The sequence below is a fragment of the Galbibacter orientalis DSM 19592 genome (assembly GCF_000260115.1).
GTDB classification, from domain to species: Bacteria; Bacteroidota; Bacteroidia; order Flavobacteriales; family Flavobacteriaceae; genus Galbibacter; species Galbibacter orientalis.
Genome location: NZ_JH651379.1, coordinates 270,092 through 283,650 on the forward strand (window position 1 = coordinate 270,092; position 13,559 = coordinate 283,650).

A 13,559-nucleotide genomic window follows, 5' to 3' on the forward strand; every position below is an offset into this window, starting at 1 on the left:
CATTATATAATGAATGTAGCTTCATATCTTTTAGTAAATTAGCTTTATAATAAGTTAGCACATTTCAAATGTATGGAATTTTTCCAATAAAAAGGAAATATTCCAAAATATTTTATATATTTACATTGCTAAAAGCATCAAATTCAATTTTACATATAGATGAAACCAACGCTACCTATAGAAGTTACTAGATTTAAGGAAGTTCGAGAAGCTCTTGATCTTACCCAGCATAATTTTGCTAAAGCACTGGAAATAAAAGGGTCTACAGCAGATATTGAACGTGGGAAATCTAAAATTACTGGCGGAATGGTAGTTGTTCTTATGGAAAAATTCCAAGTAAACCCACTTTGGCTCTATGGCAAAAGCACTCAAAAACAGCTTAACACAACCGTAAATACCTCCCCAAAAGTGCTAACAGTTACCCCAGAAAATAATGAAGGAATTGTTTTGGTTAACGTAAAAGCGGCAGCTGGCTACCCTCATAATATTCAGGATCTTGATTGGTACGAAGAGCTTCCAGCCTTCACAATTCCATTACCCGAATATAGAAATGCTACCTACCGCGGTTTTCAGGTGGAGGGAGATAGCATGCTCCCTATGTTACACCCTAAAGAATGGGTGCTTGGCAAAGCCGTAGAAAACATTTCTATGCTGGGAAATCATGTAATTTGTGTGGTTGTTATGCACGACAGCGTATTGGTAAAAAAAGTACAAAAGCATGAAAATAAAGAACTCCTTTCTCTAATTTCTATAAATCCAGAATACCCTCCAATAACCATAAACACACATCAAATTCAAGAAATTTGGGAAGTTAGTAGCAAAATAAGTTCGGAATTCGATGAAAGTGCTGGAAATATGGCACTCTCACAAATACAGCAATCGCTAACCGAGTTAAAAAAAGAAATTAATTTACTAAAGAATTAGTAGCCCTATGGCATGGTCTATATAAGGTTCCGCTCTTGCCTGCTTTCGCCCATACACGGTATTTGGCTCAATCAGGGCTAGCAGCCAATTTTTATAAGCATAGCAGTAATTCATTAAGAGGTATCTCACTTAGCGAGTAAATTATTGTTCTATACTCTCAGCTGCAAAAGTAGTAAGCGCTCCATCTTCAAATGAAACGGTAACTTCTATTGGATTACAACATACCTCGCAATCTTCAACATAAGTTTGATTTACAGATGGATCTAAAAGCATGGAAACTTCTTCCCAACAATATGGACATTGAAAAAAGTGTTCAAACATATCTCTAAGGTCTAAAACTTAAAGCTTAATTCCAATTTTCACCTCAAAAATTCCACAAAAAAAGAGTGTTAGAAAACTAACACTCCGTAAATCAATCAAACAAACTAACTAAAATATGGAACAAATGATTTGAACCATTAGTGACGCTAAAATTCAAATAATCTTGTTCATTTTTTGAATCACTAAGATACTAACAACTTCGCTAAAAAATCCTTAAAATGCATATTTTTTCGATGAAATGCATTTTTATTGAAGATTTTGTAGTTCTTCTGTTAGCAAATACCATTCTTCAGTTTGCTTTTCTAGTTGTTCTTTCTTCTTATTATAATTTTTAAAAAAGTTAGGTTTCGCAATAAGCTCATCATGGTTTGTAGCCAATTCAGCATCAATCGTTGCAATCTCTTTTTCCAATTCGGCTACCGCTGCTTCCGCCTTACTTACTCTATTTTTTAAAGATTTTAATTTCTTCTGGTCTTCAAAAGATAATTTCTCCGAAGATTCGTTTTTTTGCGCACTTTTGGCTACTTCAGTTTTCTTTTCTACCGCTCTAAAATCTTCAACTTTTCTTTCTTCCAAATAGAAATTTATATCTCCTAAAAACTCTTTTATTTTACCATCTCTAAATTCGTAAACACTATCTGTTAACCCTTGAAGAAAATCTCGGTCGTGAGACACTAATAACAAAGTCCCTTCAAAATTCTGTAATGCTACTTTTAAAACATTTTTAGATTTAATATCCAAATGGTTGGTAGGCTCATCCATTACCAATACATTAAAAGGATGTAATAACATTTTACAAAGAGCTAACCTATTTCTTTCTCCTCCAGAAAGTACTTTCACTTTTTTATCCACATCGTCTCCACGAAATAAAAAGGATCCCAACATATCCCTAACCTTTGAACGATTACTGTCTCGAGCTTCATCTAACATAGTGTCGAGAATTGTTTTCTCGCCATCTAGATAATCGGCTTGATTTTGAGCAAAATATCCTATTTGAACATTGTGTCCTAATTTAAGCGTTCCACTATTTTCAATTTCTCCTACAATAATTTTAGCCAAAGTAGTTTTTCCTTGACCATTTTGTCCTACAAAAGCAGTTTTAGTGTTACGCTCAATCATCATATCAACTTCATTAAGCACCACTTTCTCTCCATATTTTTTTCCAACCCTCTCTGCTTCTACAACAACTCTACCTGGCTGTACAGAAACTGGGAAACGAATATTCATTACCGCATTGTCTTCTTCGTCAACCTCAATTCTTTCTACTTTGTCTAATTTTTTAATGAGCGACTGTGCCATGGAAGCTTTAGAAGCTTTTGCTCTAAACTTTTCAATTAACTTTTCGGTTTGCTGAATTTGCTTCTCTTGATTTTTTTGAGCATTCATTTGAAGCTCTCTCATCTCCGCTCTAAGCTCTAAATATTCGGAATAAGGTTTATTATAATCGTATGCTTTTCCTAAAGAAATTTCAATCGTACGGTTGGTAACATTGTCTAAAAACATTTTATCATGAGAAACAATAACAACTACCCCCGCATAGGTTTTCAAAAATTGCTCCAACCAAATAATAGATTCTATATCCAAGTGGTTAGTTGGCTCATCCAGTAAAAGCACGTCGTTATCTTGTAGTAATAATTTGGCCAACTCAATACGCATACGCCACCCCCCAGAAAACGTATCGGTTAATTTATTAAAATCTTCCCTCTTAAAACCAAGTCCTAATAATACTCTTTCTGTTTTTCCTTGATAATTATAACCTCCAATTATTTCGTAACGATGCGTTAAATCGCTCAAATCAATCATTAATTGATTATACGCTTCACTTTCGTAATCTGTACGCTCTACTAATTGACGGTTTATGTTGTCTAACTGAAGTTCCATCGCTTTAATTTCCTCAAAGGCTTGGTACGCTTCTTCTAGCACGGTATTTCCTAAAACAAAATCTATATCTTGTTTTAAAAAGCCTATTCGTACTTCTTTATCTGTTGAAATAACGCCACTGTCTGGCTCCATTTCTTTAGACAATAATTTGAGCATGGTAGACTTTCCTGCACCGTTTTTTCCGATAAGACCAACACGATCTCCAGGGCTTAATCTAAAAGCTATTTCTTCAAATAAATATTCCCCTCCAAAGGAGACAGAAAGGTTATGGACATTCAACATTTTAATGATAATTATCAGTTAGAAAATACTAGAATATAGTACTTTTACATAAAATTTTTGCAAATGTTAAAAAAAGGAAGCAAACTATACAGCATTTTAACAGGAACTTGTCCTAAATGTCATGAAGAAAGCATGTATGCTAGTCAAAACATGTACAATCCGAGTGAAACATTACATATGAAAGAACATTGTGCCTCTTGTGGCACTAAATATAAAATAGAACCTTCCTTTTTTTACGGAGCTATGTATGTAAGTTATGCCGTTGGAACAGCTTTTGCTGTAGCTGCTTTTATCATTTCATTTCTTTTTATTGGTACAAGTTTAAAAACTTCCTTTTTTGTAATTATTGGGACTATGATTGCTTTTATGCCAATAATTATGAGATTGTCAAGAAATATTTGGATTAATTTTTTCTTTAAATACGATTCAAAAGCAGCTGCGCAATATAAAAATATAGCAGAATCATAATCTTTTTAATTCCCCAGACATTGTCTTGAGTATATTAAAGAGGTCTGCATCGAAATAAGTTAAATTTATTTCTTTTGAATACCTCATGAGCTCGCCTCGAAGTAGCTGATTTAATTCTTTAAATATCTTTTTTTCCAACATATTTAGTTGGATACTTCTTTTTATACCGAACAATATCCATCTCCTTTTCTAAAGGAATGTTTTTTTCTATAGAATCAAATAGTTTTTTTGCTGCGTAAGGAGAAATCATCACTCCACGACTTCCTAATCCATTTAAAATATGAAGTCGTTCATATTGAGGGTGTGTCCCTATTAAAGGTCTCCTATCTGTTACAGTAGGACGAACCCCTGCTAAATGATCAACTATTTTATAAGTGCTTTTCAAAAATTTTTGTAACCCTTCCTCTAATTCCTCTTTCGATTCTTGTGTAGGGGTATTAGTTTTATCTTTCCATTTATTAGTAGCCCCAACCTTAAACTTATTGCCTCCTAAGGGAATAATAAACACTCCAGATTTTAATATAAAATCCAATTCCAAATCTTCTACCTCTATATCTAAAAGCTCCCCCTTAGTCCCTACCAACGGCAAATAATTAAAGTACTTATTTTTATTAAGCCCAAAACCTTCACAAAAAATAATGTGTTTTGCTTTAATACCTCTGTAAGCTACATAATCGTCGTTTACAACAAGTTCATCATAATTAAAACGCTCTTGAACTAAATTATCATTTTCCTTTAAATAGTTTATATAACTAAGTTGCAATAAATCCGTATCCACTCTTCCTGTTCCGAGCACTTCCCCAAAACCAAGAGGTGCATCTATATTTGGGTTTGTATTTTTAATTAATTTATCTGATAAAAAAGGCTGTAGTATAGGTTTATCAGAAGCCTCAAACCACATATTTTGCTCTTCTACGGAAACAAACCTTCTAAAAACTGGAGTTTTATAATCTATTTTAATGGAGAGTTTGTTTTCTAACTTTTTATAGTATGGAGTTAACATTGCTAACTGCTCTTGCGACCGCCAAACTCCCGTAAACCTTTTTAACGTAACAGGGTTATACATTCCGCCAGCAACATTTGAGGATTGTTGGGAATTGTCATCAAAAACAATATAAGATTTATTATTCTCTTCTAATTGCTCACAAAAAGCAATCCCACCTAGACCTACCCCAATAATTATATAATCAATCATACTACAAAAATACTATTTCTGATTGAGAACATAAGGAAAGAATGTTTTGTTATAGAGTAAACTCCCTCGGAGCAAGCTCACCAGGCAATCAACCACCTCGAGGCAAGCCTACGAAGTGTTCAAAGGAAAAATAATTTAATCCATTTAGACGTAGAGCCCTTCAGAAAACTCAGGACAAGCTCTGGGTGTAAATTCCTGTAAAGTTGACCCACCCATTCCTGTTTAAATTGAGCATAGTAAAACAGGTTCTAAAAAGAGCAGTTTTGTGCTTATAAAAATATAAAATTTATCATTGTTTTTTCTTTTTTTCTCATGGATTCACCTTTAAGTTCCACTCTATGTGCTGCATGTACCAGTCGATCTAAAATAGCATCAGCAATAGTTTGTTCTCCGATAATTTGATGCCATCCCATAATTGGTAGTTGTGAGGCTATGATAGTAGCACGTTTTCCATGTCTATCTTCGATGATTTCCATAAAAGCTTGTCTTTTATTAGTATCAAGTTCTTGAAGTCCAAAATCATCAAGAATGAGCAAATCCTGTTTTTCTATTCTATCGATTTCTTTCATGTATGAACCGTCTGCTTTAGCTAGTTTGAGTTTAGCAAAAAGCTTATTGATATTGTAATATTTGACTTTATACCCTAGAGAACAAGCTTGGTATCCAATAGCTGAGGCAATAAAGCTTTTACCAACACCTGTGCTTCCTGTAATGAGTATGTTTTCCTTGTTTTTAATAAACTCGCACGATGTGAACCTAATTAATAGGTTTTTGTCAATCATTCGGCTGGATTCAAAAGATATCTCTTCTACAGAAGCTTTATATCTAAACTTGGCTGCTTTGGTTAATCGTTCTATTTTTCTATTGTGTTTATCATCCCATTCAGATTGTAATAAATACGCTACTAGCTCATCATTAGTATATGCTAGATGATTTGCTTCTAGTGTTGTCGTAAAGGCTCTATGCATGCCATATAGCCTTAGTTGTTTCATTTGTTGTAATGTTTGGTCATTCATAATTTATAATGATTTAATTATTTATAATAATCGCCCCCTCTGATGTTTCCATGCTTAGGGATTGTAGATTCTGTATTGGTATCTTCCTGTATAAAATCCAATCCTTTTTCAAGAATACTTTTAACACTTTGATAATTGATGCGTTCATAATCTAAAGCTCGTTTACAAGCATTATCAAGACGTTCATTCCCAACTTTTTTAGCTAGCCCTAATACACCAGCACAAGATTTATAGGATTGTTCAGGATGTTGTCTTTTTCCTAATAATAAAGTGATGAAAGTTTTACAATGGCCTCCAATACCTTCAGCCCAATTTAAAAAGGTGTCAGGATTCCAATCAGCTACATAACGATGTGTTGAAGGCATATGCTCGCTATCGGTAGTGTAACCATGACGTTTTAAGCCTCTTTTATGAACAGCAATCCGTTTTTGCTTATAGTAAATTTCAACGGTGTCTTTTGTATAAATGATGCGAACCTTCTTTCCTATATAACGATAAGGAACGCTGTAATAATGCTTATCTTTATTAATGTGGATATGAGAGGTCTTATATACTGTTCCCATTAGGTAGGCACGTAGTTGATATTTATCTGTAGGCAATGGCAATAATTCTTCTTGCTCCAAAGATGTAAATAAATCTAACCTAGAACAGTCCCTTGCTTGAAAGTTAATTTTATTATGCTTCCCCGTGAGTTCTAATACAGCTTCATTTAAAGCACTTAAGGTATAATAATCATTCCCATTTAATGGAGCAAAAACTCTTGTGTAGATAATCTTTACAGCATTTTCTACTAGTGCCTTATCTCTTGGACGATAGGTTCTTGTTGGAAGTATCGTGGTATCATAATGAGTTGCCATAGCCAATAAACTCTCATTAAGGATAGGCTCATACTTGCTACTTTTTGTAACAGCTGACTTTAAGTTATCAGTTACTATTGCTCTAGGAACGCCTCCGAAAAAATGTAATGCACCTACTATGCACCCAATAAAATCCTCTCGTTTTTGTGAACGACAAGCTTCTACATAGGTATAGCCGCTTGCTCCTAGTACAGCAATAAATACTTCCATTTCTTTTAGTAAACCAGTAGCGGGATCTATGATAGCTAATTTCTTTCCTGTGAAGTCCACAAACATTTTATCCCCAGCCTTATGGTTAAATCGCATGACTGGATTTTGAGTACGAGACCAAACTCTATACAAATGACAAAATCTAGAATAAGAGATAAATACCTTTTTATTTTGATAATAGTCCTCCCAGATCATGTAACGAGTAACTCCAACCTTTTTAAGGCGTTTGCTTACCTCTGGGTATAACTTAAAAACATACTCATGACGAGTCGTTATGTGGGTCTCATCAATATGCAATAATATACGTAAATCTTCAAAACCAAGCTTATCAACCTCTTCACTTGTAAGCTTGCTCTTTAGTAATAATTCGATGTATTTGCGAACAGTATTCCTGGATATACCAAGTTGTTTACTGATGCTCCGCTTACTAACTCCTTGAGTATGTAAACGATATAGTTGTTTGATTTTTCGCATGTCTAAATGTATGTTTGCCATGGTTATTTTTCTTGATTATAACCATACAAGTTATTTAATACATGCTCTTTCTAGAGGTGGGTCAATTTAGACAGGAATACCCGGGTCACTTTAAATAGGATTCAGTGGGTCACTTTCGCAGGATTACATGGGTCAGTTTGGCAAGAATTTCCAGTTAGACAATACACCTATTTAGATAGTCTGTACAGTCAATTTGCAAGTGCTGCAAAGAAAAGATATAATGTTGGCGAAACCAATTTATTGGAAAAACTTACGGCAGAAACGAAGCAAAAAGAAATAGCCATTGCTTTAACCCAAGCACATGAGGATGTTTCAAGAGCACATACCATTCTCAATCAATGGGTGCAAAGTGACACATTGATTACGGTAAGTGAAGACAAACTTCCAAGGCTAGCATTAGAGGAGCTCAATATCACTAACCACCCAGGAATGTTGTATTACAATTCAGAAGAAAGTTTGGCAAAATCCTCACTCTCGTTAGAACGACAAAAGTTATTGCCCGATATACATTTTTCAGTATTTCAAGGCACTAATAATGGTGTGAATGCAAAAAACTACAATGGGTTTCAAGTGGGTGTTGCAGTACCGTTGTGGTTTGGAGCAAACAAATCAAAAATTAATGCCGCAAAAACCGAAACTATGATTGTGGCCAATGAATTTGAAAATTATAAAATTCAACTGCAATCAAATTATGATGCCCTTCTTTCTGATTTAAAAAAATATCAAGAAACGGTTGATTATTATGAAACTACAGGTAAGAAACTTTCAAAGGAATTAACAACAACCGCTTCAAAAGCATTTCAAAATGGCGAGATAGATTTCTTGCAATATGTACAGCTATTGGAAAGTTCAAAAAACATTGAAATCAATTATTTACAGAACTTAAACAAGTACAACAATACCGTTTTAGAGTTAAACTATTTAACCAATTAAAAATGAAAAATCCACACAACAATTCATCAAATTCAATTTTTTTCAAAAGCCTTTTATTGGTCGCAATAATGGCTTTAGCTTCTTGTAACTCAAATGAAAAAACTGAAGCTGCAAATACAGCCGAAACTGAAACAACTGAAGATACCGACATCATTACAATTACAGAAAATCAGTTTTCTGCAGGAAATATGGAAGTTGGAAAAGTAACCACGCAGCCTTTTAACACCATTGTAAAAGCCAATGGTATGTTTGCTGTGCCACCAGAAAACCAAGCAGATGTAAGTGCTTATTTTGCAGGCTATGTAAAAAACATCAGCCTGTTACCAGGCGACCCTGTTAAAAAAGGACAGACCTTATTCACGATTGAAAATCCTGAATACGTGCAAGTACAACAAGATTTCTTAGAAGCCAAAGGACGTTTGAGCTACTTAAAATCAGATTATGAGCGCCAAAAGGAGTTGATGGCAGATAACGTAACCTCAAAAAAGAATTTTCTAAAAGCAGAATCGGAATATACTGTAACCATGGCGCAATATCAATCCCTTAAAAAGAAGTTGAGCTTAATGAACATTAATCCGAATACATTATCGGGAGAGAATATTCGTTCAGTCATTAGCGTACTATCGCCATTATCGGGTTATGCAACAACCATTAATGCTACTAAAGGAATGTACTTAAATCCTTCGGATGTTGCTGTAACCGTTACTAATACTGATGATTTACACATTGAACTAAAGATTTTCGAAAAAGACCTTCCAATGGTAAAAGAAGGACAATTTATTAATGTACGACTACAAAATGATATGAATAAAGTGTATCAAGGCAAAGTGCATTTAGTAAATAAAGCGATAAATGCCCAAGACAGAACCGTCGCCATTCACGGCGATTTGGTAAACGAAAGTGATGTAAAACTATTTGCACCTGGAATGTATATAGAAGGAGAAATATTAACTACCACTTCAGAACATCCTGCGTTACCAGTAGAAGCAGTTGCGAATATTGATAATGACTACTTTGTTTTGGTTAAAGAAAACGGTACAACTTTTAAAAGGGTGTTAGTCAAAGTGGGTGCTGCTAATAATGGCTTTATTCAAATAATTAACGCCAATGATTTTAAACCAGATACAGAATTTTTGACCAAAGGGACATTTAATCTAATAACAGAATAGATGGAAGATAAAGAACAAGGATTAGACAATTATTTAGATAGCCATTTCATCCACAGAAGTAATTGGTTAAGAGCAGCGGTACTTGGCGCAAATGACGGTATTTTATCAACAGCAAGTCTCGCCATAGGTGTTGCAGCTGCAAGTGCGACACGAGAGCCTATTATTTTGGCAACATTAGCAGGTCTTGTTGCTGGTGCTTTGTCAATGGCAGCAGGAGAATACGTTTCCGTGAGTTCACAAACCGATGTGGAAAAGGCAGACATTGAACGCGAAAAACAAGAATTAAGCGAAATGCCCGAAATTGAATTACAACGCCTTGCAGAAATTTATGAAAAAAGAGGTTTGAAAAAAGAAACAGCTTTAACCGTAGCTAAAGAATTAACAGAACACGATGCTTTGGGTGCACACATTAGAGATGAATTGGGAATAAATGAAATTAGCCAAGCCAAACCTATTCAAGCGGCTTTTGCATCTGGGGCGGCATTTACCGTAGGTGGATTACTTCCTTTTTTGGTAACACTTTTTCTGCCTTTAAATAGTATGGAATATTCTCTTTATGGTTTTGCACTTTTCTTCTTGATAATTCTGGGAGCACTAGCTGCTAAAACAGGCGGTTCAAATATCGTTAAAGCCATTGCTCGTATCACGTTTTGGGGAACAGTTGCAATGGGTCTAACTGCATTGGTCGGTTACTTGTTCAATGTAAATATGGTTTAAACAAAAAAATAAATTATGAACGACGCACATTTTCATTTAGTAGTCAATCATTTGCCTATTGTGGGCGTATTGATTGGTTTTTTAGTGTTGTTAGCAGGTTTAATTATGAAAAAACCGCAAATCAAAAATACAGCATTAGGTATTTTTATTTTTTCTGCATTAACAGCTATTGCAGCTTTTTTAACAGGTGAAGGTGCTGAAGAAATAGTTGAGAATTTACCTGGAATTAGTGAAACACTAATCCATAAACACGAAGATTATGCAGAATTGTTTCTTACGATGATGCTGATTTTAGGAGGCGTATCGCTAATAACCTTGTTTTTACAATACAAAAAGTTGCCATTCTCAAAATATGGATTTGTACTCATTTTACTGCTTTCTATGGTAACAATGGGAATTGCTAAATACGTTGGGACAAGTGGCGGAGAAATAACACACATAGAGATTAGAAGCGATGCAAATGTTATTCAATTAGATGGAAACCAGGACCACAACGATGATTAGTAGCGTTGCTACATATTGTAAAGATTTATTGACGACTTCAAAATGTTCGGCATTGCCTTTTCATAATCTTCAACATACCAAGGAAGTGGTGCAGAATGTAAAATACTTATGCGCTGCTATGGATATTAATAAGCAAAATACAGAGATTCTTGTCGTTGCAGCGTGGTTTCACGATACAGGATTCTCAACCACCTACAAAGGTCACGAGGATGAAAGTAAATTGATAGCCACCCATTTTTTAAAAAAAGAAAAAGTTAGTAAAGATTTTATAGAAAAAGTCAATAATTGTATCGATGCCACTAAAATGCCACAATGTCCAACCACAGCTTTGGCCGAAGTGCTTTGCGATGCCGATATTTTTCACATCAGCAATTCGCATTTCTTTTATCGAAAACTTTTGCTTCGTAGGGAATGGGAAGTGTATTGCGATAACAAAGTAACCGATTTTGAATGGCATAAACTGAATTTAGAATTTTTAAAAAAGCACCATTTTAGAACCCTTTACGGAGAAGATATCCTTGAACAAGGAAAACAAGAAAATATACATAAAGTAGAACAAATATTAGCTAGTTACTAGCTGAAAATTACATCTTAAAAACCTTAAATAAAATGTCAAAAATCTTCCCAATGCGCTTCACTTTATTCAAAGCCTATATTGGCTTGTTTTTAATACTTTCTTTTATAGTAAGGTGTAGTTTCTTTATTTGGAATTTTTCTGAAGTAGATAAAGAAGCATTTACTCTTATTGAAACCTTCGGAATAGGCTTCTTGTTCGATATAGCAACAATTTCATTTTTTGCTATACCTTATTTAGCATACTTATTGTTTTTTCCAAAACGATTTTATGGTTCTATAGTAGATAAAATCATTACTTATTTTGGATTCTCAATTGGTGTGCTGATTATATTTTTTTCCTTCTTTGGAGAGTTTACATTTTGGGATGAATTTCAAAGAAGATATAATTTTATAGCTGTAGATTATTTAATTTATACTTACGAGGTAGTAAAGAACATTAATGAATCTTACCCGTTGCCTATCCTTATTTCTGCTATGTTAATATTGGTTTTAACGAGTTTATTTATTGTGTATAAGTTAGGCTATTTTAATAAAACATTTAAAAGTGATACAACATTCAAACCTAAATTAATCGCTTCGTTTCCTTGGATAGTTATTGTTGTTATTAGTCTCATGTTTATTACAAATAAACAAGCGGATTTTTCTGAAAACCGATACAATAACGAACTGGCAAAATCAGGAATTTACTCATTCTTTGCAGCCTTCCGTAATAACGAGTTGCCTTATAATGAATTTTATAAAACCATTCCAAAAGAAGAAGCTTTTAAAACCGTTAAAGCGAGTTTGTTAAATTCAAAAAATGCGTTTGGAAATGCAAATATAAATTCGATTTATAGAACAATATTAAATACAGATAGTATTCAGAAATCAATAACACCCAATGTCATTTTCATTTGTATAGAAAGTTTAAGTGCCGATTTTTTAAGTGAATTTGGTAATAAAAATAACATTTCACCAATACTAGATTCATTAGCCAATAACAGTCTGTTATTTCTAAATCTCTATGCAACAGGAACACGAACAGTAAGAGGAATGGAAGCGATAACCTTATCCATTCCGCCAACACCAGGACGTAGTATTGTAAAACGAAAAAATAATCAAGATTTATTTACCATTGGAGAGGTATTTAAACAAAAGGGTTACGAACGTAATTTCTTCTATGGAGGCGATGGCTACTTTGATAATATGAACACCTATTTTGGAGGAAACGGTTTTAATATCGTTGATAGAGGACGTGGTTTTCTCTTGGATAAAAACATTACAACCACTCGTACTAATATTGAAGATGACGAAGTTACTTTTGAAAATGCTTGGGGAGTTTGTGATATGGATATTTACAATAAAGTACTAAAAGAAGCTGATAAGGCCTACGTAACGGGAAAACTATTTTTCGATTTTGTAATGACGACTTCTAATCACAAACCTTATACCTACCCAGAGGGCAAAATAGATATACCTTCAGGAACAGGGAGAAATGGCGCAGTAAAATATACCGATTATGCAATTGGTCAATTTATAAAAAAGGCACAGCAAAAACCTTGGTTTAAAAATACGGTATTCGTAATAATGAGTGACCATTGTGCAAGTAGCGCAGGACGTTGGGAATTGGATGTTAAAAATTACCACATACCGGCATTAATTTTCAATTTACCGAATCAACAACCAGAAAAAATAAACAAGCTGGCTTCTCAAATTGATGTATTTCCAACCTTGTTTTCGGCCCTGCATTGGAACTATAAGTCCAATCTCTTCGGAAATGATATTATGTCAATGCAACCACAAGATGAGCGTGCGTTTATAGGAAACTATAGAAAATTAGGGTATCTAAAAGACAATAAAATCTTGATATTAGATGAACAGAAAAATGCAAATTTCTACTCTTGGAATCCTTCAGATAATAGCTTGACAACCATTCCTTCCGAAGAAAGTTTTGAGAAAAAAAGTATTTCATTCTATGAGGTTTCAGATGATTTATATAGAAATGAAGGTTTAAAACTAAAGCGTAAATAAG

At 34.0% G+C, this 13,559-nt stretch carries 13 protein-coding genes; 8 read left to right on the top strand and 5 right to left on the bottom strand.

Annotation, left to right across the window (positions count from 1 at the left end):
* The first annotated feature begins 159 nt into the window (after positions 1–159).
* The gene (locus JOOMADRAFT_RS01300; RefSeq protein ID WP_008610825.1) at positions 160–924 is read left to right on the top strand and encodes a LexA family transcriptional regulator; all 765 of its coding nucleotides are present in this window, start codon (positions 160–162) and stop codon (positions 922–924) included.
* Positions 925–1,065: 141 nt separating this feature from the next.
* Here JOOMADRAFT_RS01300 and JOOMADRAFT_RS01305 read toward each other — a convergent pair whose 3' ends face one another.
* The gene (locus JOOMADRAFT_RS01305) at positions 1,066–1,245 is read right to left on the bottom strand and encodes a CPXCG motif-containing cysteine-rich protein (RefSeq protein ID WP_008610826.1); all 180 of its coding nucleotides are present in this window, start codon (positions 1,243–1,245) and stop codon (positions 1,066–1,068) included.
* Positions 1,246–1,491: 246 nt separating this feature from the next.
* Positions 1,492–3,408: an ABC-F family ATP-binding cassette domain-containing protein gene (locus JOOMADRAFT_RS01310; protein ID WP_008610827.1), complete on the bottom strand. Its 1,917-nt coding sequence runs from the start codon at positions 3,406–3,408 to the stop codon at positions 1,492–1,494.
* Between the two features lie 63 nt (positions 3,409–3,471).
* Between JOOMADRAFT_RS01310 and JOOMADRAFT_RS01315 the strand changes: the two genes are divergently transcribed.
* Positions 3,472–3,876, top strand: coding sequence for a DUF983 domain-containing protein (locus JOOMADRAFT_RS01315; RefSeq protein ID WP_008610828.1), 405 nt, complete (start codon positions 3,472–3,474; stop codon positions 3,874–3,876).
* Positions 3,877–3,994: 118 nt separating this feature from the next.
* On the opposite strand, the gene JOOMADRAFT_RS01320 is transcribed toward JOOMADRAFT_RS01315, so the two are convergent.
* From JOOMADRAFT_RS01320 to istA, 3 genes are all read right to left on the bottom strand, one after another.
* On the bottom strand, positions 3,995–5,071 hold the full coding sequence (locus tag JOOMADRAFT_RS01320; RefSeq protein ID WP_008610831.1) for an NAD(P)/FAD-dependent oxidoreductase: 1,077 nt from the start codon (positions 5,069–5,071) through the stop codon (positions 3,995–3,997).
* A 269-nt stretch (positions 5,072–5,340) separates the two neighbouring features.
* Positions 5,341–6,087, bottom strand: coding sequence for an IS21-like element helper ATPase IstB (gene istB, locus JOOMADRAFT_RS01325; protein WP_008610832.1), 747 nt, complete (start codon positions 6,085–6,087; stop codon positions 5,341–5,343).
* A gap of 17 nt (positions 6,088–6,104) precedes the next feature.
* The gene (gene istA / locus JOOMADRAFT_RS01330; RefSeq protein WP_008610833.1) at positions 6,105–7,649 is read right to left on the bottom strand and encodes an IS21 family transposase; all 1,545 of its coding nucleotides are present in this window, start codon (positions 7,647–7,649) and stop codon (positions 6,105–6,107) included.
* A gap of 240 nt (positions 7,650–7,889) precedes the next feature.
* Here istA and JOOMADRAFT_RS01335 point away from each other — a divergent pair, with 240 nt between their 5' ends.
* From JOOMADRAFT_RS01335 to JOOMADRAFT_RS01360, 6 genes are read left to right on the top strand one after another with little or no spacing between them, the layout of a single operon-like run.
* Positions 7,890–8,582 (top strand): TolC family protein, encoded by a 693-nt coding sequence (locus JOOMADRAFT_RS01335; protein WP_040879440.1) that lies wholly within the window; start codon positions 7,890–7,892, stop codon positions 8,580–8,582.
* 2 nt (positions 8,583–8,584) lie between these two features.
* Complete coding sequence (locus JOOMADRAFT_RS01340; protein WP_008610834.1) at positions 8,585–9,751, top strand: efflux RND transporter periplasmic adaptor subunit; 1,167 nt, start codon at positions 8,585–8,587, stop codon at positions 9,749–9,751.
* Positions 9,752–10,468, top strand: coding sequence for a VIT1/CCC1 transporter family protein (locus JOOMADRAFT_RS01345; RefSeq protein WP_008610835.1), 717 nt, complete (start codon positions 9,752–9,754; stop codon positions 10,466–10,468). It begins immediately after the preceding gene.
* 15 nt (positions 10,469–10,483) lie between these two features.
* Entirely contained in the window at positions 10,484–10,972 is a 489-nt protein-coding gene (locus JOOMADRAFT_RS01350; protein WP_008610836.1) for a DUF2231 domain-containing protein, read from the top strand.
* The gene (locus tag JOOMADRAFT_RS01355) at positions 10,965–11,549 is read left to right on the top strand and encodes an HD domain-containing protein (RefSeq protein WP_008610837.1); all 585 of its coding nucleotides are present in this window, start codon (positions 10,965–10,967) and stop codon (positions 11,547–11,549) included. Before JOOMADRAFT_RS01350 ends, JOOMADRAFT_RS01355 begins: the two co-directional genes overlap by 8 nt.
* A 32-nt stretch (positions 11,550–11,581) precedes the next feature.
* On the top strand, positions 11,582–13,558 hold the full coding sequence (locus JOOMADRAFT_RS01360) for an LTA synthase family protein (protein WP_008610838.1): 1,977 nt from the start codon (positions 11,582–11,584) through the stop codon (positions 13,556–13,558).
* Position 13,559: the final 1 nt, after the last annotated feature.